This window comes from Sphingomonas sp. ABOLH (assembly GCF_003951715.1).
GTDB lineage: Bacteria > Pseudomonadota > Alphaproteobacteria > Sphingomonadales > Sphingomonadaceae > Sphingomonas > Sphingomonas hankookensis_A.
This window is the reverse complement of the sequence record NZ_QQWV01000001.1, coordinates 34673-53270: the sequence shown is the minus strand read 5'-3', so window position 1 is coordinate 53270 and position 18598 is coordinate 34673. Positions and strand designations below refer to the sequence as shown.

The 18598-nt window shown below is 66.1% G+C and carries 25 protein-coding genes and 1 tRNA gene; 21 read left to right on the top strand and 5 right to left on the bottom strand.

The features are described from left to right. Positions 1-112: 112 nt before the first annotated feature. Together CA237_RS00285 and CA237_RS00280 are read left to right on the top strand one after the other, a co-directional pair. Complete coding sequence (locus CA237_RS00285; protein ID WP_066687236.1) at positions 113-1375, top strand: carbohydrate porin; 1263 nt, start codon at positions 113-115, stop codon at positions 1373-1375. 77 nt (positions 1376-1452) lie between these two features. Continuing rightward, positions 1453-1529, top strand: a tRNA-Asp gene (locus tag CA237_RS00280). Positions 1530-1545: 16 nt separating this feature from the next. On the opposite strand, the gene CA237_RS19935 is transcribed toward CA237_RS00280, so the two are convergent. The 4 genes from CA237_RS19935 to CA237_RS00260 all read right to left on the bottom strand — a co-directional run bounded on the left by CA237_RS19935 (position 1546) and on the right by CA237_RS00260 (position 2980). Then, positions 1546-1761, bottom strand: a complete 216-nt coding sequence (locus tag CA237_RS19935) for a DUF2842 domain-containing protein (protein WP_277600130.1) — start codon at positions 1759-1761, stop codon at positions 1546-1548. Next, positions 1758-2309: a 5-formyltetrahydrofolate cyclo-ligase gene (locus tag CA237_RS00270; protein ID WP_066687240.1), complete on the bottom strand. Its 552-nt coding sequence runs from the start codon at positions 2307-2309 to the stop codon at positions 1758-1760. The genes CA237_RS19935 and CA237_RS00270 overlap by 4 nt, the downstream gene beginning before the upstream one ends. Positions 2310-2489: 180 nt before the next feature. Beyond that, entirely contained in the window at positions 2490-2789 is a 300-nt protein-coding gene (locus CA237_RS00265; RefSeq protein WP_066687248.1) for a cell division protein ZapA, read from the bottom strand. Next, complete coding sequence (locus CA237_RS00260; RefSeq protein ID WP_066687250.1) at positions 2789-2980, bottom strand: hypothetical protein; 192 nt, start codon at positions 2978-2980, stop codon at positions 2789-2791. Before CA237_RS00260 ends, CA237_RS00265 begins: the two co-directional genes overlap by 1 nt. A 116-nt stretch (positions 2981-3096) precedes the next feature. Between CA237_RS00260 and tkt the strand changes: the two genes are divergently transcribed. The 12 genes from tkt (at position 3097) to CA237_RS00200 (ending at position 13733) form a co-directional block, all read left to right on the top strand. After that, complete coding sequence (gene tkt / locus CA237_RS00255; protein WP_066688069.1) at positions 3097-5076, top strand: transketolase; 1980 nt, start codon at positions 3097-3099, stop codon at positions 5074-5076. A 12-nt stretch (positions 5077-5088) separates the two neighbouring features. Next, positions 5089-6096, top strand: coding sequence for a type I glyceraldehyde-3-phosphate dehydrogenase (gene gap, locus CA237_RS00250; RefSeq protein ID WP_066687252.1), 1008 nt, complete (start codon positions 5089-5091; stop codon positions 6094-6096). Beyond that, entirely contained in the window at positions 6039-6578 is a 540-nt protein-coding gene (locus CA237_RS00245) for an MOSC domain-containing protein (RefSeq protein WP_346773490.1), read from the top strand. Before gap ends, CA237_RS00245 begins: the two co-directional genes overlap by 58 nt. A gap of 105 nt (positions 6579-6683) precedes the next feature. Beyond that, positions 6684-7874, top strand: a complete 1191-nt coding sequence (locus CA237_RS00240) for a phosphoglycerate kinase (protein ID WP_126012237.1) — start codon at positions 6684-6686, stop codon at positions 7872-7874. Between the two features lie 193 nt (positions 7875-8067). Continuing rightward, positions 8068-8304 carry a ribbon-helix-helix protein, CopG family gene (locus tag CA237_RS00235; RefSeq protein WP_055755878.1) on the top strand — a complete coding sequence of 79 codons (237 nt, stop codon included), beginning with the start codon at positions 8068-8070 and terminating at the stop codon, positions 8302-8304. Between the two features lie 8 nt (positions 8305-8312). Then, a complete protein-coding gene (locus CA237_RS00230) occupies positions 8313-8627 on the top strand; it encodes a type II toxin-antitoxin system PemK/MazF family toxin (RefSeq protein WP_066687273.1) in 315 nt (104 codons plus the stop codon). Positions 8628-8655: 28 nt separating this feature from the next. Beyond that, positions 8656-9561 carry a fructose bisphosphate aldolase gene (locus CA237_RS00225; RefSeq protein ID WP_126012234.1) on the top strand — a complete coding sequence of 302 codons (906 nt, stop codon included), beginning with the start codon at positions 8656-8658 and terminating at the stop codon, positions 9559-9561. Positions 9562-9840: 279 nt separating this feature from the next. After that, positions 9841-10527, top strand: coding sequence for a thiamine phosphate synthase (thiE, locus tag CA237_RS00220; RefSeq protein ID WP_066687278.1), 687 nt, complete (start codon positions 9841-9843; stop codon positions 10525-10527). A 56-nt stretch (positions 10528-10583) separates the two neighbouring features. Beyond that, entirely contained in the window at positions 10584-11576 is a 993-nt protein-coding gene (locus CA237_RS00215; RefSeq protein ID WP_066687280.1) for a L,D-transpeptidase family protein, read from the top strand. Between the two features lie 13 nt (positions 11577-11589). Next, the gene (locus CA237_RS00210) at positions 11590-12183 is read left to right on the top strand and encodes a M23 family metallopeptidase (RefSeq protein ID WP_066687282.1); all 594 of its coding nucleotides are present in this window, start codon (positions 11590-11592) and stop codon (positions 12181-12183) included. Between the two features lie 38 nt (positions 12184-12221). Continuing rightward, positions 12222-12785, top strand: coding sequence for an elongation factor P (efp, locus tag CA237_RS00205; RefSeq protein WP_066687286.1), 564 nt, complete (start codon positions 12222-12224; stop codon positions 12783-12785). A 132-nt stretch (positions 12786-12917) separates the two neighbouring features. Then, entirely contained in the window at positions 12918-13733 is an 816-nt protein-coding gene (locus tag CA237_RS00200) for an inositol monophosphatase family protein (RefSeq protein WP_066687289.1), read from the top strand. A gap of 39 nt (positions 13734-13772) precedes the next feature. Here the strand turns inward: CA237_RS00200 and CA237_RS00195 are convergent, their stop codons facing one another. Next, positions 13773-14237: a YbjN domain-containing protein gene (locus CA237_RS00195; RefSeq protein WP_126012231.1), complete on the bottom strand. Its 465-nt coding sequence runs from the start codon at positions 14235-14237 to the stop codon at positions 13773-13775. 173 nt (positions 14238-14410) lie between these two features. Here CA237_RS00195 and ndhC point away from each other — a divergent pair, with 173 nt between their 5' ends. The 7 genes from ndhC to CA237_RS00160 are packed head-to-tail and all read left to right on the top strand — an operon-like array spanning position 14411 to position 18598. After that, the gene (gene ndhC, locus CA237_RS00190; RefSeq protein WP_055755895.1) at positions 14411-14785 is read left to right on the top strand and encodes an NADH-quinone oxidoreductase subunit A; all 375 of its coding nucleotides are present in this window, start codon (positions 14411-14413) and stop codon (positions 14783-14785) included. Then, positions 14776-15345, top strand: coding sequence for an NADH-quinone oxidoreductase subunit B (locus CA237_RS00185; protein WP_066687293.1), 570 nt, complete (start codon positions 14776-14778; stop codon positions 15343-15345). Before ndhC ends, CA237_RS00185 begins: the two co-directional genes overlap by 10 nt. Then, entirely contained in the window at positions 15342-16199 is an 858-nt protein-coding gene (locus CA237_RS00180; RefSeq protein WP_066687295.1) for an NADH-quinone oxidoreductase subunit C, read from the top strand. The genes CA237_RS00185 and CA237_RS00180 overlap by 4 nt, the downstream gene beginning before the upstream one ends. Beyond that, positions 16199-17422, top strand: coding sequence for an NADH-quinone oxidoreductase subunit D (locus tag CA237_RS00175; RefSeq protein ID WP_066687298.1), 1224 nt, complete (start codon positions 16199-16201; stop codon positions 17420-17422). The genes CA237_RS00180 and CA237_RS00175 overlap by 1 nt, the downstream gene beginning before the upstream one ends. A gap of 23 nt (positions 17423-17445) precedes the next feature. Beyond that, complete coding sequence (locus CA237_RS00170) at positions 17446-17751, top strand: nuclear transport factor 2 family protein (protein ID WP_066688071.1); 306 nt, start codon at positions 17446-17448, stop codon at positions 17749-17751. Continuing rightward, positions 17751-18431: an NAD(P)H-dependent oxidoreductase subunit E gene (locus CA237_RS00165; protein ID WP_126012228.1), complete on the top strand. Its 681-nt coding sequence runs from the start codon at positions 17751-17753 to the stop codon at positions 18429-18431. The genes CA237_RS00170 and CA237_RS00165 overlap by 1 nt, the downstream gene beginning before the upstream one ends. Then, positions 18428-18598, top strand: coding sequence for a hypothetical protein (locus tag CA237_RS00160; protein ID WP_157092657.1), 171 nt, complete (start codon positions 18428-18430; stop codon positions 18596-18598). The genes CA237_RS00165 and CA237_RS00160 overlap by 4 nt, the downstream gene beginning before the upstream one ends.

Below are 18598 nucleotides of genomic sequence, written 5' to 3'. Positions count from 1 at the left end.
TCCCCTGGCGGAGAGGCAGCATGTCCCGCGCCCGCCGCCATGGTCAACCCTGCCGCCCCCTCTCTGCAAGGCGGCAAGAAGTCTGTAACGGCGCACGCGGTAGGACCGATGGATGCCGAAGCTGGACGACGATATGCGGATGACGTGGGGCAGGGTGGCTTTGGCGTTGCTGGCGGTGGCACTTGCCACGCCGGCCGCGGCACAGGTCGCCGCGCCCAGCGTCGAACGCGCGCCCGGCAACGTCGAACTGCCGGAGGTCGAGGCGCGCGACCCGCTGGTTCTGCAACTGGCCTATACCGGCGATATCCTGTCGTCGGTGGCGGGCGGGCGGCGGCGCGGCACCCGCTGGATCAACAATGTCAGCGCCATCGCCAGCGCCGATCTCGACACGCTGGCCGGGCTGCCCCGTACCAACGCGCTGCTCCACGTCTTCTACAATGACGGCACCGGCTTCAGCAGCGATCTGGTCGGCGACGGGCAGATCGTGTCGAGCATCGAGGCCGGGGTCCCGCTGCTGCGCGTGCTGGAGGGCTGGGTCGAGCATCGCGGTCCCGACGATCGCTGGTCGTTCAAGGCCGGGCTGTATGACGTGAACAGCGAATTCGACACGCTCCAGACGTCGCTGCTGTTCGTCAACAGCGCATTCGGCATGGGAACCGAGCTTGGCGCCTCGGGGCGCAACGGCCCGTCGACCTTTCCCAGCACCAGCCTGGCCCTGCGCGGTCAGGTGAAGCTCGGCGACCGCGTCACCCTGCGCGCCGCCGCGGCGGACGGCGTACCGAACGATCCCGCCCGCCCGCGCCGCGACTGGATCGGCATTGCCGGCGGCGACGGCGCGCTGCTGATCGGGGAGGCGGATGTCGAACTGGGCGTGGTGCGCCTGTTCGGCGGCGGCTGGACCTATACCGCGCGCAGCGACGACCGGTTCGATGCGGCCACCGGTGCCGCCATCGTCCGGCAGGTGCGCAGCAACGGCGCCTATGTCCGCGGGGAGGCGCAACTGGCCGGCGACCGCACGCGCGGCATGCGCGGCTTCTTCCGGCTGGGCGTCGCTGGCGACCGCGCCAATCTCTTCGGTGGCTTCTCGTCGCTGGGATTTGTGTGGCGCGGGCTGCTTGCGTCGCGGCCACGCGACGACAGCGGTATCGCCATCGCCTATGCCGGGGGCAGCAGCGCCGGTCGCGCGATCGTGCGGGTCGAGGGCGGGACGCCGGCGCGCGGCGAGGCGGTGATCGAACTCAACCACCGCATCGCCGTCGCCGACTGGCTGGGGGTGCAGCCACATGTCCAATATGTCGTCGCGCCGGGACTGAACCCGACGTTCGGCAACGCGCTGGTCCTGGGGCTGCGGCTGACCGCCACGATCGCCGAATGACGCTTTTCGCATCGCCGGCAAAGAACCCACTTTACACCGGCGATTCGCTACCCTACACGCCGCCTCCTCGCTAGAGAGCGGGTGTAGCTCAGTTGGTTAGAGCGCCGGCCTGTCACGCCGGAGGTCGCGGGTTCGAGCCCCGTCACTCGCGCCATCCTTTACGGATGGCGCTACCGCCAGCGGCCTGTTTCCATCCACAACAGCATCCGCCGCATCGGCAGCACCCAGAGCCATGCGATGCCCGCCGCGACGTAAAACGCCAGTTGCAAGACCCAATGCCAGCAGCCGACCATCGGCGACAGCATCGCCACACCGATCGCCCAGAGTGTCAGCATGAGCAGGATCGCGAGCACGCCAGCCGGTTTGCGCCACGTCGGTTCGTTCACTTGGGCACTCCCGGCAGAAAGACGTCGGTTTCGGTAATGATCATGTGCAGCGGCACGTCCCATGGGTCGCGGGGCAGGGCATCGACCTGCTGCACCGACCACGCGATACCGATTCGCAGCGCATCGGGCCAGAGCGCGAACGCCCGGTCATAATGGCCCGCCCCCTGGCCCAGCCGGTTGCAGCGCGAATCGAATCCGACCAGCGGCGTCAGGACGATGTCGGGCACCACGCCATCGCCCGTCGCCTGCGGCTGGCGCAGGCCGTACGGACCGTCGGCCATGGTATCGGTTGATCCAAGATGGAAGGTGATCGGTGATTCCCGGTCGATAACCACCGGCCAGGCCAACACGCCGCCGGCCGCGACGACCGCCGCATCGAACAGCGCCGGATCGGCCTCGCCACCGACCGGCACATAGCTGGCGACGATGCCGCCGGGACACAGCGCCTCGATCAGCAACCGCGACGGGGCGGGGAGCGACGGACGGGTCGCGGCAAAGGCGCGCCGCCGCGCGCGCAATTCACGGCGCAGGCCGGCCTTATCGGTCATGGAAAGGGGGTGTGGCGGAACCACCATGGGCCGTTTGCCGCGTTATCCACTGACGCACGGTACGTCAGGTGGGGATCATGTACGTCAGACCAGGATCTGCGCAGGGACAACCCCCATGGATGAAGAAATAGCCTCAGGGATTATGCATGGCTCGCACCGGGCAGTCCCGCCACGTCCTATTTAGGCGCTGGGGTCCGTCCGCTCAAGGGCGGAGGCAACCGCCTCCAGCCGATCCGCGATCCGCTCCAGCATCTCGGACGTCCCGTCCGGTGCCGGCCCCGCCTCGCGCTCGGCCAGCTGGTCCGCCAGGATCAGCGCGATGTAGAGCAATGTCCGCTCCGACGATCCGCCCGCCGCGTGCTGCACCGCCGGCGCATGTCGCTCCAGCATCGCACCCAACGCGCGCAGCTTCGGCTCCTCGCCATCGCGGCATCCGACCTGATGGCTGCGGCCGGCAATCGTCAGCGTGATATGGCCCATCAGTCGGCGTCCGCTTCGCGCGCGATCACCGCATCGAGCGCGCCGATCGCATCGCCGATCCGCGTGCGCAACGCGGCATGCCGCGACTCGAGCGTCCGATTCGCCTTTACCTGCGTCTGTGCAGCGCGTTCGATCCGTTCCAGCGCCCGGTCGATCCGCGCGATGGTCGCGGCATGGGGGGTGTCGCTCATCGGGTTTATCGATCCTTGCTAAACATGTTAAACAAACCTTGGGTTTGGCGGTTGACTGATCGGCGTGACGGTTCCAAAGGCTCGCGCGACCCTATCGGCGCCCAACAGGAGTGCGCGTGACCATATCCCAGCTCGAACTCGCCAACGCCATCCGCGTTTTGTCGATGGACGCGGTGGAGGCCGCCAATTCGGGGCATCCCGGCATGCCGATGGGCATGGCCGATGTCGCCACCGTCCTCTGGTCGAAATTCCTGAAATTCGATCCCGCCGATCCGCATTGGGCGGACCGCGACCGGTTCGTCCTGTCGGCGGGCCATGGATCGATGCTGATCTATTCGCTCCTCCACCTGACCGGCTATGCCAAGCCCACCATTCAGGACATTGCGAACTTCCGCAAGCTCGGCAGCCCGTGCGCCGGCCATCCTGAGAATTTCGAACTGCCCGGCATCGAATGCACCACCGGTCCGCTGGGGCAGGGGCTGGCGATGGCGGTCGGCATGGCCACCGCAGAGCGGCATTTGAACACCGTGTTCGGCGACGATCTGGTCGATCACCGCACCTGGGTGATCGCCGGCGACGGCTGCCTGATGGAAGGCATCAATCACGAGGCGATCGGCCTTGCCGGTCACCTGAAGCTCGGCCGCCTGAACGTCCTGTGGGACGACAACCGCATCACGATCGACGGTTCGACCGACCTGTCGACCAGCGAGGACGTATCGGCCCGCTATGCCGCGACCGGCTGGCACGTCGTCGCCTGCGACGGCCACGACTTCGCCGACATCGAACGTGCGCTCGCCGAAGCCGCCGCCGACCCGCGCCCCTCGCTGGTCCGCTGCCGCACCGTCATCGGCAAGGGCGCCCCGAACAAGGGCGGCAGCCACAAGGTCCATGGCTCGCCGCTCGGTGCCGAGGAAATCCTCGCCACCCGCGCCGCCTTGCTGTGGGAGCATGAAGCCTTCCACCTGCCCGAAGCGCTGACCGACGCGTGGAAGGAAATCGGCGCACGGGGCCAGTCGCTCCACGCCGACTGGAACCAGCGCCTGTCCGATCATGCCGATCGCGCGGAATTCGAACGCCGCATGGCCAACAAGCTGCCCGACGGCTGGTCGCTGAAGAGCCATATCGACAGCCTGATCGCCGAGCCGAAGAAGATCGCGACCCGCGTCGCATCGTCGCTGGCGCTGGAAGCGATCAACGCCTCGCTGCCCGAAACGCTCGGCGGTTCGGCGGACCTCACGCCCTCGAACAATACCCAGACCAAGGCGCAGGTCGCGCTGACGGCGGAGGATTATTCCGGTCGCTACATCCATTACGGCATCCGCGAATTCGGCATGTCGGCGGCGATGAACGGCATGGCGCTGCACGGCGGCGTGCTGGCCTATGGCGGCACCTTCCTGGTGTTCGCCGACTATGCCCGGCCGGCCATCCGCCTGTCGGCACTGCAGAATGCCGGTGTCGTCTATGTCATGACTCACGACTCGATCGGTCTGGGCGAAGACGGCCCGACGCACCAGCCGATCGAGCATGTGATGAGCCTGCGCATCATCCCCGGCCTCGACGTCTATCGCCCCGCCGATGCGGTCGAGACGGCGGAATGCTGGGAACTGGCGGTACAGCGCCGCGACGGCCCCTCGCTGCTGGCTCTGTCGCGCCAGAACCTGCCGCAGCTTCGCACCGAAACCAGCGAGAACCGCAGCGCCAAGGGTGCGTACCGCCTCAAGGCCGCCGAAGCCGACCGCCGCGTCATCCTGATCGCGACCGGGTCGGAGGTCGAGATCGCTATCGGCGTCGCGCAGCAGCTCGAAGCCAAGGGCATCGGCGCCGATGTCGTGTCGATGCCGTGCTGGTCCCGCTTCGATGCGCAGGACGCCGCCTATCGCGAGGACGTGCTGCCGCATGCCCGCCCGGACGAAATCCTGCGCGTGTCGATCGAGGCGGGCACGACCATCGGCTGGGAACGCTACACCATGGTCGACGGCCTGCGCTTCGGCATCGACCGCTTCGGCGCATCGGCCCCGGCCGACAAGCTCTACGAACATTTCGGACTGACTGCCGATGCCATCACCGCAAAGGTGCTGGCGCGGCTCGGCAACTGAGGAGACGCGGATATGACGAAAGTAGCGATCAACGGGTTCGGACGCATCGGCCGTCTGGTGGCGCGCGCGATCCTCGAACGGCCCGACAGCGGGCTGGAACTGGTGACGATCAACGACCTCGCCGACGCCAAGTCGAACGCATGGCTGTTCAGCCGCGATTCGGTCCATGGCCGCTATCCGGGCGAAGTCGCCGCCGAAGGCGACGACCTGGTCATCGACGGCAAGCGCATCCGCGTCACTGCCGAGCGTGATCCGGCCAACCTGCCGCACAAGGAACTGGGCGTCGAGCTGGTCCTCGAATGCACCGGCTTCTTCACCGACCGCGACAGCTGCCAGAAGCATATCGATGCCGGTGCCAAGCGCGTGCTGATCTCGGCCCCGGGCAAGAATGTCGACCTGACCGTCGTGTACGGCGTCAACCACGACAAGCTCGAAGCCGGCCACACCATCGTGTCGAACGCTTCGTGCACCACCAACTGTCTGGCGCCGGTCGCCAAGGTGCTGAACGACGCCATCGGCATCGAACGCGGCCTGATGACCACGATCCACGCCTATACCAACGACCAGAAGATCCTCGACCAGATCCATCCGGACCTGCGCCGCGCCCGTGCCGCCGCCATGTCGATGATCCCGACCACCACCGGCGCCGCCCGCGCGGTCGGTGAAGTGCTGCCCGAACTCAAGGGCAAGCTCGACGGTTCGGCCGTCCGCGTGCCGGTGCCGGACGGCAGCCTCGTCGACCTGACCTTCACCCCGAAGCGGGACACGACCAAGGACGAAGTGAATTCGATCCTGAAGGCGGCGTCGGAATCGGGTCCGCTCAAGGGCGTGCTCTACTTCTCGGACGAGCCGCTGGTCTCGATCGACATCGTCCACACCCCCGCATCGTCGACCGTCGACAGCCTCGAGACCGCCGTGCTCGACGGCAAGCTGGTCCGCGTCGTGTCGTGGTACGACAATGAATGGGGCTTCTCGAACCGCATGGTCGACACCGCGACCGCCATGGCGAAGCTGGGCTGAGCCCGATGGCGGGCGGTGTTCTTAGGGGGATCGCCCGCCACGCCTTTTCGCGCGGGCCGATCGAACTGGTGCAGACGGTGCGCATCACCGTCGAAACCGGCATCGACGGCGACTTTCGCGGCGCGCTGAAGCCCGGGCGGAACAAGCGGCAGGTGTCGCTGATGGAAGTCGGCGACTGGGCGCAGGCGATGACGCTGATCGGCCACGACCTGCCATGGTGGGAACGCCGCGCGAATTTGCTGGTCGAGAATTTCGACCTGCCGCAGACGCTGGGCGTACGTGTCCGCGTCGGCGAGGTGCTGCTCGAAATCACCAAGGAATGCGATCCGTGCAGCCGCATGGAGACGATCGCAGAGGGCCTGCGCGCCGCGCTGACGCCCGACTGGCGCGGCGGCGCGCTGGCGCAGGTGATCGAGGGCGGCCGGATCAGCGTCGGCGATACGATACGAATTGAAACCAAGCCGCCCGTTTGTGCTGAGTAGGGACTGAGCTTGTCGAAGGCCCGTATCGAAGCATCCTTCGATACGCCATTTCGACTTCGCTCAATGGCTACTCAGGACGAACGGGTGGTCATCAGGAGCGAAGACATGAGCCGTAATTTCAAGACGCTCGACGACATGGGCGACCTCACCGGCAAGCGCGTGCTGGTCCGCGAGGACCTGAACGTGCCGATGGCCGACGGCGCCGTCACCGACGACACCCGCCTGCGCGCCACGATCGGCACCGTCACCGAACTGGCGGATCGCGGCGCGATCGTCCTGATCCTTGCCCATTTCGGCCGTCCCAAGGGGCAGCCGAACCCGACCATGTCGCTGGCCCCCGTCACCAAGCCGCTGTCGGACGTGCTGGGCCGCGAAGTCCGTTTCGTCGATTGGACCGGCGCTGCCGAAGCGGTGCGCATGATGCAGCCGGGCGACATCGCCGTGCTGGAAAACACCCGCTTCTTCGCCGGCGAAGAGAAGAACGATCCGCAACTCGTTGAAACCATGGCCGCGCTTGGCGACTATTATGTCAACGACGCCTTCTCGGCAGCGCACCGCGCCCATGCCTCGACCGAAGGCCTCGCGCACAAGCTCCCCGCGTTCGCCGGGCGGCAGATGGAGGCCGAACTCGACGCGCTCGACAAGGCGCTGGGCAACCCGCAGCACCCGGTCGCGGCGGTTGTCGGCGGCGCGAAGGTGTCGTCGAAGCTCGACGTGCTGAAGCATCTGGTCGGGCAGGTCGATCACCTCATCATCGGTGGCGGCATGGCCAACACCTTCCTCGCGGCGCGCGGTGTCGATGTCGGCAAGTCGCTGTGCGAACACGACCTGACCGGCACGGCGGACGAAATCTTTGAAGCCGCCGAAAAGGCCAACTGCACCATCTACCTGCCCTATGACGTGGTGGTGGCGAAGGAGTTCAAGCCGAACCCGGTAACCCGCACCGTCAACGTCCATGAAGTCGCCGCCGACGAAATGATCCTCGACGTCGGTCCTGCCGCAACCGAGGCGCTGGGCGACGTGCTCAAGAACTGCCGCACTTTGGTGTGGAACGGGCCGATGGGCGCGTTCGAAACCCCGCCGTTCGACGTCGCGACGGTTTCGCTGGCCAAGACGGCGGCGGCGCTGACCGCCGACGGTTCGCTGGTGTCGGTCGCGGGCGGCGGCGATACCGTTGCGGCGCTCAACCAGGCCGGGGTGAGCGACCAGTTCAGCTTCATCTCGACCGCCGGCGGTGCGTTCCTCGAATGGATGGAGGGCAAGGAACTGCCCGGCGTCGCCGCGCTGATCCGCTGAGCCAAATCCGCAACCCAGACCGTACCCCCGCGCAGGCGGGGGTCCAGAGCGCCGAACGCTACGCTGCGTAGCCTGGCCCTGGACCCCCGCCTGCGCGGGGGTACGGCGTTTAATACGGGCCAAACCAACAACCCGCTTGATCCCATCCCCAACCCCCGCTACCCGTTCAACACGTTAAACGAAGGGTAGGGCGTTGCTGGGAGTACGACTCGACACCGAACTGGAGGAGCGGCTCGCCAACGTCGCCCGGTCGCAGGGGCGTTCGAAAAGCGACATCGCCCGCGATGCCGTGCGCCGCTATGTCGAGCTGCACGACGAAGCCTTTCGCGCCGAAGCCCGCCGCCAGTCCGAACGCGCCGCTGCCCGCGACGACGGCGCCGACTGGGCCTTTTTCGACCGGGTGGAAGCGGAGGACGGCCGGTGGAGATAAGGCGCGGCATGATCGTCCTGGTCGAAGGGCCGGGCGACCTGGCGGTGAAGCGCCGTCCCTTCCTGGTCGTGCAATCCGACCTGTTCAACGAAGCGCACGCCTCGGTGACGCTTGTCCCGATGACCAGCCTCACCGGCGGCGAGACGCTGTTCCGCGTGCCGTTTCCCGCGTCCGACTCGACCGGCATCTCGGTCGAAAGCGAGGCGCAGGTCGACAAGATCAAGACGCTGCGCCGCAGCCGCGTGGTGCGCGTGCTGGGACAGGCGGACGCCACATCGATGGAGCAGGTGGACCAGGCGCTCCGGCGCTGGCTCGCGCTCTGACGCCATTTCAACACCCAAGGGGTCGATCATGAACAACGCCGACATGACTGCGAAGATTGCCGACGGACACGGGTTCATCGCCGCGCTCGACCAGAGCGGCGGTTCGACGCCCAAGGCGCTGAAGGGCTATGGCATCGACGAAGGTGCATGGAACACCGACGAGGAAATGTTCGGCCTGATCCACGACATGCGCGCGCGCATCATCCTCTCCCCCGCCTTCACCGGCGACAAGGTGATCGGCGCGATCCTGTTCGAACGCACCATGGACGGGCAGGCGGGCGGCAAGCCGGTGCCGCAGGCGCTGGCCGACAAGGGCGTCGTGCCCTTCCTCAAGATCGACAAAGGGCTGGAGGACGAAGCCAACGGCGTTCAGCTGATGAAGCCGATGCCCGGCCTCGACGACCTGCTCGCCCGCGCGGCGAAGCTCGGCATCTTCGGCACTAAGGAACGCTCGGTCATCAACCTCGCCAACCGCGAAGGGATCGCTGCCGTCGTGAAGCAGCAGTTCGAAGTCGCGCAGCAGGTCATCGCCGCCGGCCTGATGCCGATCATCGAACCGGAAGTGAACATCAAGAGCGCCGAGCGTGCCGAGGCCGACCAGATCCTGCTCGACGAAACGCTCACGGCGCTCGACGCGATGACCGGCAACGACAAGGTGATGCTGAAGCTGTCGCTGCCGGCCAAGCCCGGCCTGTTCCAGCCGCTGGTCGACCATCCGCGCGTGCTGCGCGTCGTGGCGCTGTCGGGCGGGTTCAGCCGGACCGAGGCCTGCGCCGAACTGGCGAAGAACCCCGGCATCATCGCCAGCTTCAGCCGCGCGCTGCTCTCCGACTTGCGCCAGCAGATGACCGACGCCGAGTTCGACAAGGCGCTGGGCAGCGCGATCGACGAAATCCACTGCGCCTCGACACAGAAGGCGCTGCTCGCGGCGTAACGCTTTCCTACAAGCTCCCAGCCATGGCAAAAGGGCATCGGCCGCTCCAGCGTCCGGTGCTCTTTGTCATCGTAGCCGCCCCTTCCCACGTCACCCCGGGCTTGACCCGGGGTCCCGCTTCTTCTTCTTCTTCTTCTTCTTGCCGCCCCGGCGAACAACCTACTTACTATTGATAGTTACTCGCAACGCTACGCGCAAAACGCGCGCGAGTGTGAACTTAGTGAACTTTGGCCCCCAAAACCCTTCCACCCGCCGCCGCGCTGGGGCAGGGAAGGCGCCATGACCCTGAACGAAGACCCGCTCGGCCCGCTGTCGCCCGATTTCGCGACCCAGTTCGTCCGCGACGTGCGCCGCCCGCCGTGCCAGCTTTACCTCATCTCTCCGCTCGATGTGACCGGCACCTTTCCCGACCGCCTGGCCCGCGCGCTCGATGCCGGGCCGGTCGCCGCGTTCCAGTTCCGGGTGAAGGATATCGACCAGCACGCCGCCGCGCGACTGGCCGAACCGCTTCAGAAGATTTGCGCCGACCGCGACGTCGCCTTGATCGTCAACGACAGCATCAGCCTGACCAAGCGGCTAGGCGCGGATGGCGTCCATCTGGGCCAGGACGATGGCGATGCCCGAGAAGCGCGCGACGTACTCGGCCCCAATGTCCAGATCGGCGTGACCGTCCATGACAGCCGCCATCTCGCCATGGAAGCGGGGGAGGCTGGCGCCGACTATGTAGCGTTCGGCGCCTTCTACCCGACGACAACCAAGCAGGTCGCGCATGTCGCCGATCCGGTGCTGCTGTCGTGGTGGTCGACCGTGTTCGAACTCCCCTGTGTCGCGATCGGCGGCATCACGCCGGCCAACGCCCCCGATCTCGTCCGCGCCGGGGCCGACTTCCTCGCCGTATCGGGCGCGGTCTGGAACGGCGACGAAGCGGCGGCGGTGCAGGCGTTCGCGGCGGTTCTCGGCACGTAAGGAAACCGCCGCCGGGTCCGGTCGTTATCCACCCTCAACGATGTTGGGGATGGTGTATGAAGCGACTGGCCTTGGCGGCGATCCTGGGGAGCGGCGTGGCGATGGCGCAGGCGCCTGCGCCCGCGCCGCAACTCCCGGCGGTCGACCGAAATATCCTGCACGCGCAGGTGCTGCTCGACCGGCACGGCTTCACGAGCGGCGTGATCGACGGCAGGGACAGCGCGCTGTTCAAACAGGCGCTACGTGGATTCCAGACCGCCCGAGGCCTGCCGGTCACTGGCAAGCTCGATGCCGCGACCACCCGTGCGCTGAACCCCAATATGCGCCCCGCGACGGTGACCCTGACCCTGTCCGAACGCGCGCTGGCCGGGCCGTACACCAACCCGATCCCCAAGGAATATGCCGATCAGGCGAAGCTGACGACGATCGGCTACCGCTCGCCGCTCGAAAAGCTGGCCGAGATGTTCCACACCACGCCCGCCACGCTGGTCGCGCTGAACAGCCGGGAAACGATGCTGCGCCCCGGCACCCGCGTCGTCTTTCCCAACGTCCTGCCCTCGTCGCGCAGCTATGCGGAGAGCTGGTCGGGCGACTATCGCCAGACGCTCGCCAATCTGAACGTCGACGCCAACCAGCCCCAGGCCGACCGCGTCGTGGTCGACAAGTCGGAAGGCTGGCTGCGCGCCTATAAGGGCGACAAGATCCTCGCCCAGTTTCCCGCGACGATGGGCTCGTCGCACGACCCGCTGCCGATCGGCGAATGGAAGATTCAGGGCGTCGCCGCCAATCCCGACTGGCAGTACAATCCGGCGATCCTGCGCCATGCCGACAAGTCGGACAGCAAGGAGATCGTGCCGCCCGGCCCCAACAATCCGGTCGGCGTCGTCTGGATCGATCTCTCGAAAGAGCATTACGGTATCCACGGCACGCCCGAGCCGGAGAATATCGGGAAGACCGAGAGCAATGGCTGCATCCGACTGACCAACTGGGACGCCGCCCGGCTGTCGCTGATGGTCAAGCCCGGCACGCCGGCGATCTTCCAGCCATAGCGGAGGGCAGGGGGTGAACCGGATCGGCTGGGCGTTTCTCGGCGTCTTCGTGCTGCTGGGTGGGCTGGCTGCGTTGCTGGTCGATTTCGGCGGATCGTCCGCCCCGCCGATTCGCGCCTTTGCCGATGCGCCGACCCGGCTGGCCGAACCGCCGTCGCCGGGGCGGCTGGTCCTGCCCGTATCGGGGGTCGGCTGGACGAGCATCCGCGACAGCTATGGCGAGGCGCGGGCCGGTGGCGAACGGCGGCATAGCGGGGTGGACATCATGGCCCCCGCCGGTACGCCGGTCGTCGCCGCGGCGCCCGGCACGGTCGAAAAGCTGTTCTACAGCAATGGCGGCGGCGGGGTGACCGCCTATGTCCGCTCGCCCGACCGCCGGCTGTCCTATTATTACGCCCACCTCGCTGCCTATGCCCCGACGCTGCGCGAAGGGGCGCCGGTCCGCGCGGGCGATCCGATCGGCGCGGTCGGCGACACCGGCAATGCCGGGACCGGCAATTTCCACCTGCATTTCGGCGTCGAGCGGGTGAACGCCGACGAACCATGGTACAAGGGCCGCGCGATCAATCCCTATCCGCTGCTTGCCCGCGGACGGGCGGAGCGGTAAGGGCGCAGCTTCGCTCTTTCCAACAGGTATGGTTCGTCATGAAGATCAGCGGCGTCGACATTCGCCCCGGCAACATCATCGAATATGAAGGCGGCATCTGGCGCGCGGTCAAGATCCAGCATACGCAGCCGGGCAAGGGCGGCGCCTATATGCAGGTCGAAATGAAGAACCTGCGCGACGGCCGCAAGAACAACGTCCGCTTCCGTTCGGCCGAGACGGTCGAGCGCATCCGCCTCGATACCAAGGACTTCCAGTTCCTGTATCCCGAAGGCGACATGCTGGTGTTCATGGACAAGGAAACCTACGACCAGGTATCGCTGCCGCGCGACCTGCTGGGCGATGCCGCCGCCTTCCTCCAGGACGGCATGGATGTCGTCATGGAACTCTATGAAGACGAAGCGATCAGCGTCCAGCTGCCCGACACGATCGAAGCGACGATCGTCGAGGCGGATGCGGTGGTGAAGGGCCAGACGGCATCGTCGTCCTACAAGCCCGCCGTGCTCGACAACGGCGTCCGCGTGATGGTCCCGCCGCATATCGCTTCGGGAACGCGCATCGTGGTCGACGTGTATGAGCAGACCTACGTCCGGCGGGCGGATTAAGCCGAGCGGCCGGACGAAATAGGGAAAGCTATTTCGCCAGGCTGCCGGCTCGGCCGGCGCGCGAAAGCGCGACCGACGACGCGGGCTTTGCCCGCGGCGCTGCCAGTAAAAGAACCAACAGGAACCAGAACAATGTCCGCCCAGTCCGGCCTCATCACCGTCCTCGAACGCGCCGTCCGCAAGACCGGCCCGCGCCTGCGCCGCGACTTCGGCGAGGTCCAGCATCTCCAGGTCAGCCGCAAGGGGCCGGCGGACTTCGTGTCGATGGCCGACAAGCGCGCCGAGGAAACGCTGGTCGAGGAACTGCGCAAGGCGCGTCCCGACTGGGGCATGCTCTTGGAGGAAGGCGGCGAGATCGCCGGCGATCCGACCAAGCCGCGCTGGATCGTCGATCCGCTGGACGGCACCACCAACTTCCTGCACGGCATCCCGCATTTCTCGATCTCGGTCGCGGTCGAGGAGCCGAACGGCGCCGGTGGCCGTCCCGAGATCACGACCGCGATGGTCTATAACCCGATCACCGACGAAGGCTTCTGGGCCGAAAAGGGTCGGGGTGCCTGGTTGCAGGGACAGCGGCTGCGTGTCTCGTCCCGGCGTGACCTGTCGGAAGCGCTGATCGCCACCGGCATCCCGTTCCTCGGCCATGGCAATTTCGCCGAATGGACCCGCATCTTCGGCGCGGTCGCGCCCGAGGTTGCTGGTATCCGCCGCTTCGGCTCGGCTGCGCTGGACCTCGCCTATGTCGCGGCAGGCCGGTTCGATGGCTTCTGGGAATCGGGGCTGAAGAAGTGGGATATCGCCGCTGGCATGCTGCTGGTGAAGGAAGCGGGCGGCTTCGTCACCGATTATCGCGGTGCGGACCGTGCCTATGAAAAGGGCGAGGTGCTGGCCAGCAACGAACAGATGCAGACCCGCCTGCACAAGCTGGTCGCGGGCGCGCTGCGCTGACCTGTCGGGTGGCGGCGCGGTGCCGCCACCCTTATCGCCTCAGAAGTCGATCGCCTTCTGAAATTCGCCGAGCAACGAGTCCCAGGTCGCGAGGTTCGCCTTGAACAGCGCGCCCGACAGGCCGCCATCGTCGAGGTCGACGTCCATCTCGATTCGCGGGTCCTTCTCGTCGTCGAGATAGCCGCGCGCGAAGCGATGCGTGGCGTTCCACTTGTTGATCGTGTCGAGCGTCACGCCCTTCTTCACGAACCCGGCGTGGAACTGCACCGTCTTGCACGCCTTGTTGTCGGTGCAGTTGTAGAAATAGACCGAAAAGTCGACACCGGCGGCGCCACTTTTGACCAGCGGATCGCCGCTATTGTCCTTGGTCAGTACCGCCCGGTAGCCCGCATCGCGCAGCGCGGCGACCACGGTTTCGGGCTTGGTCGCGTCGACATTCTGCGCCGCGGCCGGCTGCGCGACGATCGCGCCCGCGATGATGCCGAGTGTCGTCCAAATTCGCATCGATTCCCCCCTCGTCGACGACCGCAGCTTCCCCGCGCGGCCAGCGTCGCTGCGGCATAGCGCGGAAGGGCAGGGAATTGCGAGTGATTCTCACCCTGTTCCGCCCTTGATGGCCCGACGCCATCGTCCTAAAGCCGGCTCCATTCATACCGCAACCGCGAGAGACCCCCACCTTGGTCGACCTGTCGCAATATCTGCCGATCCTGATGTTCCTGGGCATTGCCCTGGCGCTGTCGACGGCCTTCGTCGTGTTGCCCATGGTGGCATCGCGTTTCACCGGCGCGCACAAGCCGACGCCGGAAAAGCTGACCGAGTATGAATGCGGCTTCCCCGCGTTCGAGGATTCGCGCAGCCAGTATGACGTCCGCTTCTATCTGGTCGCCATCCTGTTCATCCTCTTCGATCTCGAAGCCGCGTTCCTATATCCCTGGGCAGTCACGGTGTTCGACCTCGGCTGGACCGCGTGGATCTCGATGATGGTATTCATCGGCGAACTGGCACTCGGCCTCGTATATGCTTGGAAGATGGGAGCTCTCGAATGGGAGTAGAACTCACGACGCCGCCGCACGGCTTCGGCGCGGGTAACGCGGCCGGCGTGCCGGTGCAGGCGCCCGATGAGGGTTTCTTCAACGACCTGAACGGCGAACTGACCGACAAGGGCTTTCTGGTCACCTCGACCGAGGACCTGTTCCAGTGGGCGCGCACTGGTTCGCTGTGGTGGATGACCTTCGGCCTCGCCTGCTGCGCGGTGGAAATGATCCATGTGAACATGCCGCGCTACGACATGGAGCGCTTCGGTGCCGCGCCGCGCGCTTCCCCGCGTCAGTCGGACGTGATGATCGTCGCCGGCACGCTCTGCAACAAGATGGCCCCGGCGCTGCGTCGCGTGTACGATCAGATGTCGGAACCGAAATACGTCATCTCGATGGGCAGCTGCGCCAATGGCGGCGGCTATTACCATTATAGCTACAGCGTCGTGCGCGGTTGCGATCGCGTGGTGCCGGTCGACATTTATGTCCCGGGTTGCCCGCCGACTGCCGAAGCGCTGCTGTACGGCGTGATGCAGTTGCAGCGGAAGATCCGCCGTTCGGGGAGCATCGAACGGTGAGGGCGCCTGCACCCCGCTACGCCGCGAATGATGGCATCATCGACGCGGCGACCGCTGCGCTCGGCGACATGCTGCTCGACGCGCAGGACAAGGTCGGCGAGGTGTCGCTGACCGTCGATCGCGACCGTCTTGTCATCGCGATGGAAACGCTGCGCGACACGCCGGGCCTTAAATACGAGATGCTGGCCGAGATCGCCGGCGTGGACTATCCCGAGCGCCCCGAGCGGTTCGAGGTCGTCTATCACCTGCTGTCGATGACGCGGAACCACCGCATCCGTGTGCGCGTGAGCACGGACGAGGAAAGGCCGGTGCCGTCGGTGACAGGCATCTGGTACAATGCCGGCTGGCTCGAGCGCGAAGTGTACGACATGTACGGCGTACTGTTCACCGGCAATGCCGACCTGCGTCGCATCCTGACCGATTACGGTTTCCGTGGCCACCCGCTGCGCAAGGACTTCCCGCTGACCGGCTATGTCGAGATGCGCTATTCGGAAGAAGCCAAGCGCGTGGTCTATGAGCCGGTGAAGCTGGCGCAGGATTTCCGCACGTTCGACTTCATGAGCCCGTGGGAAGGTGCCGAATACGTCCTGCCGGGCGACGAAAAGGCGGCCGAGCCGAAGCCTGCCGTCGGCACGGCCCCAGGCGCACCGACGCCGGTCACCGCCGATCAGGTCAAGCGCGCCGACGACAACGTCAAGGCAGCCGAACCGCAGGTCGACAAGCCGAAGACGTCGGACAGCACGGCAGATACCGGCGCGGGCAAGCCGCATCCGGGCAACCAGCCTGAATCGAAGCCGGTCGATCCCGACGTGCCCTCGCCCGATGCGGGCAAGCCGCCGGTGGAGGACAAGTAATGGCCGATTACGACCATGAGATGGACGCCGCCAACCCCATGGCGGGCGATGTCGAGATCCAGAACTACACGATCAACTTCGGCCCGCAGCACCCTGCGGCGCACGGCGTGTTGCGTCTCGTCACCGAACTGGACGGGGAGATCATCGAGCGGATCGACCCGCATGTCGGCCTGCTCCATCGCGGCACCGAAAAGCTGATCGAGTACAAGACCTATCAGCAGGCGCTCCCCTACATGGACCGCCTCGATTACTGCTCGCCGCTGTGCATGGAGCACAGCTATGTGCTGGCGGTCGAAAAGCTGCTCGACATCGAAGTGCCGCTGCGCGCTCAGTATCTGCGGGTGTTCTTCGCGGAGCTGACCCGTATCTGCAATCACATGCTGAACCTCGGTTCGCACGTGATGGACGTCGGCGCGATGACGCCGAACCTGTGGATGTTCGAAGTCCGCGAAGACTGCATGGGCTTTTTCGAACGCATGTCCGGCGCGCGGATGCACCATAACTACCTGCGGCCGGGCGGCGTTCATCAGGACGTGCCGCTGAAGCTGCTGACCGATATCGCGGAATGGCTCGACACGCGCCTGCCGCAGCTGTTCGGCGACGCGATCAGCATGGTTTCGGAAAACCGCATCTTCAAGCAGCGCAACGTCGATATCGCGATCGTCAGCCGCGAGGATGCGGTGCGCTGGGGTTTCTCGGGTCCGATGATCCGTGGCGCGGGCATTCCGTGGGACATCCGCAAGGCGCAGCCCTATGACGCCTATGACCGGGTCGAGTTCGACGTGCCGGTCGGCACCCGTGGCGATTGCTACGACCGGTTCATGGTCCGCGTCGAGGAAGTGTGGCAGTCGGCTCGTATCATGAAGCAGTGCCTCGCGCAGATGCCCGAAGGCCCGATCGCCTCGTCGGACCGCAAGGTCGTGCCGCCCAAGCGCGGCGAGATGAAGCAGTCGATGGAAGCGCTGATCCATCACTTCAAGCTGTACACCGAGGGCTTCCACGTTCCCGCCGGCGAAGTGTATGTCGCGACCGAAAGCCCCAAGGGTGAATTCGGCATCTACATGGTGTCGGACGGCAGCAACAAGCCGTACCGCGTGAAGATCCGCCCGACCGCGTTCAGCCACCTCCAGGCGATGGACTTCATGGCGAAGGGCCATATGCTTGCCGACATCACCGCGATCCTGGGTGCGATGGACATCGTGTTCGGGGAGTGCGACCGGTGAGCCGTCTCGATACCGTGACGGCGATGATGGAACGCTATAACGCGCGCGACGCGGCGGGCTATGCCGCGTTCTTCGCCGACGACGGCTGCGAGGCGCAGTATCGCGGTGACGTCGTGCGCGACGGGCGTGCGGGCGTGGAAAGCGGCATGGCGGCAGTCTTCGCCGAATTTCCGCAGAACCATGCCGAAGTGCTGCAGTCGTTCGAACTGGGCGAGCGCGTCGTGCTGCACGAGCGCGTGCGCCGTTCGCCCGATGCCGAGCCGTTCGACGTGATGACCGTCTATTCGTTCAGCGGCGACAAGGTCAGCCGCGTGGAGTTCATTCGCTAATGGCCGACGCCCCCAACATCCCCGACGAAGCCGAGGTCCGCGCGCGCTGGGGCAATTTCGCCTGGACGCCGGCCAATGCGGAAAAGGCGCGTGAGATCGTCGCGCGCTATCCCGAAGGCCGTCAGCAGTCGTGCACCATCCCGTTCCTCGACCTCGCCCAGCGGCAGGTCGGTGCGGAAACGCATACCCAGGGCTGGCTGCCGGTGCCGGTGATCGAATTCATCGCCCGCGAACTCGGCATGGCCTATATGCGGGTGTACGAGGTCGCGACCTTCTACACGATGTTCAACCTCGCCCCGGTCGGCCGCTATCACGTGCAGGTATGCGGCACGACGCCGTGCATGCTGCGCGGGTCGGACGACGTGTTCGCCGCGTGCAAGAACCGTGGCCTGATGAAGGGCAAGACTACGCCCGACGGGCTGTTCACGCTGACCGAGGTCGAGTGCATGGGCAATTGCGCCTCGGCACCGATGGTCCAGATCAACGACGATAATTACGAAGATCTGGACTATGATCGCATGACCGCGATCCTCGAGGCGCTGGGCAAGGGCGAGACGCCGAAGCCCGGCACGCAGGAGCAGGGCCGCCACACCGTCGAACCGGCGGGCGCGCTCAGCAACCTGACGGCGATGGTCCACGAAAATCACGACTATCGCCCTGAATGGGGCAACGCTTCGTGAGGGCATTGGGCAGCCTGTTGATCGCGGTCCTGGTCGGGATCGTCGTGTTGTGGATCGCGCTCGAACTGTTCGTCGGCGCGCTGAAGCTGATCGGCGTGGCCATCGGCATCGCGGCGATGGTTGCCGTTTATTTCATCGCCGAAAAGGCGATCGGGAAGGGACGATAA

What these genes read in the sequence shown, in the direction of transcription:
- CA237_RS00240 (WP_126012237.1), top strand. Translation starts at nt 6,684, where the DNA reads ATGAGCCGTAATTTCAAGACGCTCGACGACATGGGCGACCTCACCGGC.
- CA237_RS00200 (WP_066687289.1), top strand. Translation starts at nt 12,918, where the DNA reads ATGTCCGCCCAGTCCGGCCTCATCACCGTCCTCGAACGCGCCGTCCGC.
- CA237_RS00230 (WP_066687273.1), top strand. Translation starts at nt 8,313, where the DNA reads ATGATCGTCCTGGTCGAAGGGCCGGGCGACCTGGCGGTGAAGCGCCGT.
- CA237_RS00170 (WP_066688071.1), top strand. Translation starts at nt 17,446, where the DNA reads ATGATGGAACGCTATAACGCGCGCGACGCGGCGGGCTATGCCGCGTTC.
- gap (WP_066687252.1), top strand. Translation starts at nt 5,089, where the DNA reads ATGACGAAAGTAGCGATCAACGGGTTCGGACGCATCGGCCGTCTGGTG.
- CA237_RS00270 (WP_066687240.1), bottom strand. Translation starts at nt 2,309, where the DNA reads ATGACCGATAAGGCCGGCCTGCGCCGTGAATTGCGCGCGCGGCGGCGC.
- CA237_RS00185 (WP_066687293.1), top strand. Translation starts at nt 14,776, where the DNA reads ATGGGAGTAGAACTCACGACGCCGCCGCACGGCTTCGGCGCGGGTAAC.
- CA237_RS00265 (WP_066687248.1), bottom strand. Translation starts at nt 2,789, where the DNA reads ATGGGCCATATCACGCTGACGATTGCCGGCCGCAGCCATCAGGTCGGA.
- thiE (WP_066687278.1), top strand. Translation starts at nt 9,841, where the DNA reads ATGACCCTGAACGAAGACCCGCTCGGCCCGCTGTCGCCCGATTTCGCG.
- efp (WP_066687286.1), top strand. Translation starts at nt 12,222, where the DNA reads ATGAAGATCAGCGGCGTCGACATTCGCCCCGGCAACATCATCGAATAT.
- CA237_RS00285 (WP_066687236.1), top strand. Translation starts at nt 113, where the DNA reads ATGCCGAAGCTGGACGACGATATGCGGATGACGTGGGGCAGGGTGGCT.
- CA237_RS00215 (WP_066687280.1), top strand. Translation starts at nt 10,584, where the DNA reads ATGAAGCGACTGGCCTTGGCGGCGATCCTGGGGAGCGGCGTGGCGATG.
- CA237_RS00260 (WP_066687250.1), bottom strand. Translation starts at nt 2,980, where the DNA reads ATGAGCGACACCCCCCATGCCGCGACCATCGCGCGGATCGACCGGGCG.
- CA237_RS00175 (WP_066687298.1), top strand. Translation starts at nt 16,199, where the DNA reads ATGGCCGATTACGACCATGAGATGGACGCCGCCAACCCCATGGCGGGC.
- CA237_RS00225 (WP_126012234.1), top strand. Translation starts at nt 8,656, where the DNA reads ATGAACAACGCCGACATGACTGCGAAGATTGCCGACGGACACGGGTTC.
- CA237_RS00195 (WP_126012231.1), bottom strand. Translation starts at nt 14,237, where the DNA reads ATGCGAATTTGGACGACACTCGGCATCATCGCGGGCGCGATCGTCGCG.
- CA237_RS00245 (WP_346773490.1), top strand. Translation starts at nt 6,039, where the DNA reads ATGGGGCTTCTCGAACCGCATGGTCGACACCGCGACCGCCATGGCGAA.
- CA237_RS00165 (WP_126012228.1), top strand. Translation starts at nt 17,751, where the DNA reads ATGGCCGACGCCCCCAACATCCCCGACGAAGCCGAGGTCCGCGCGCGC.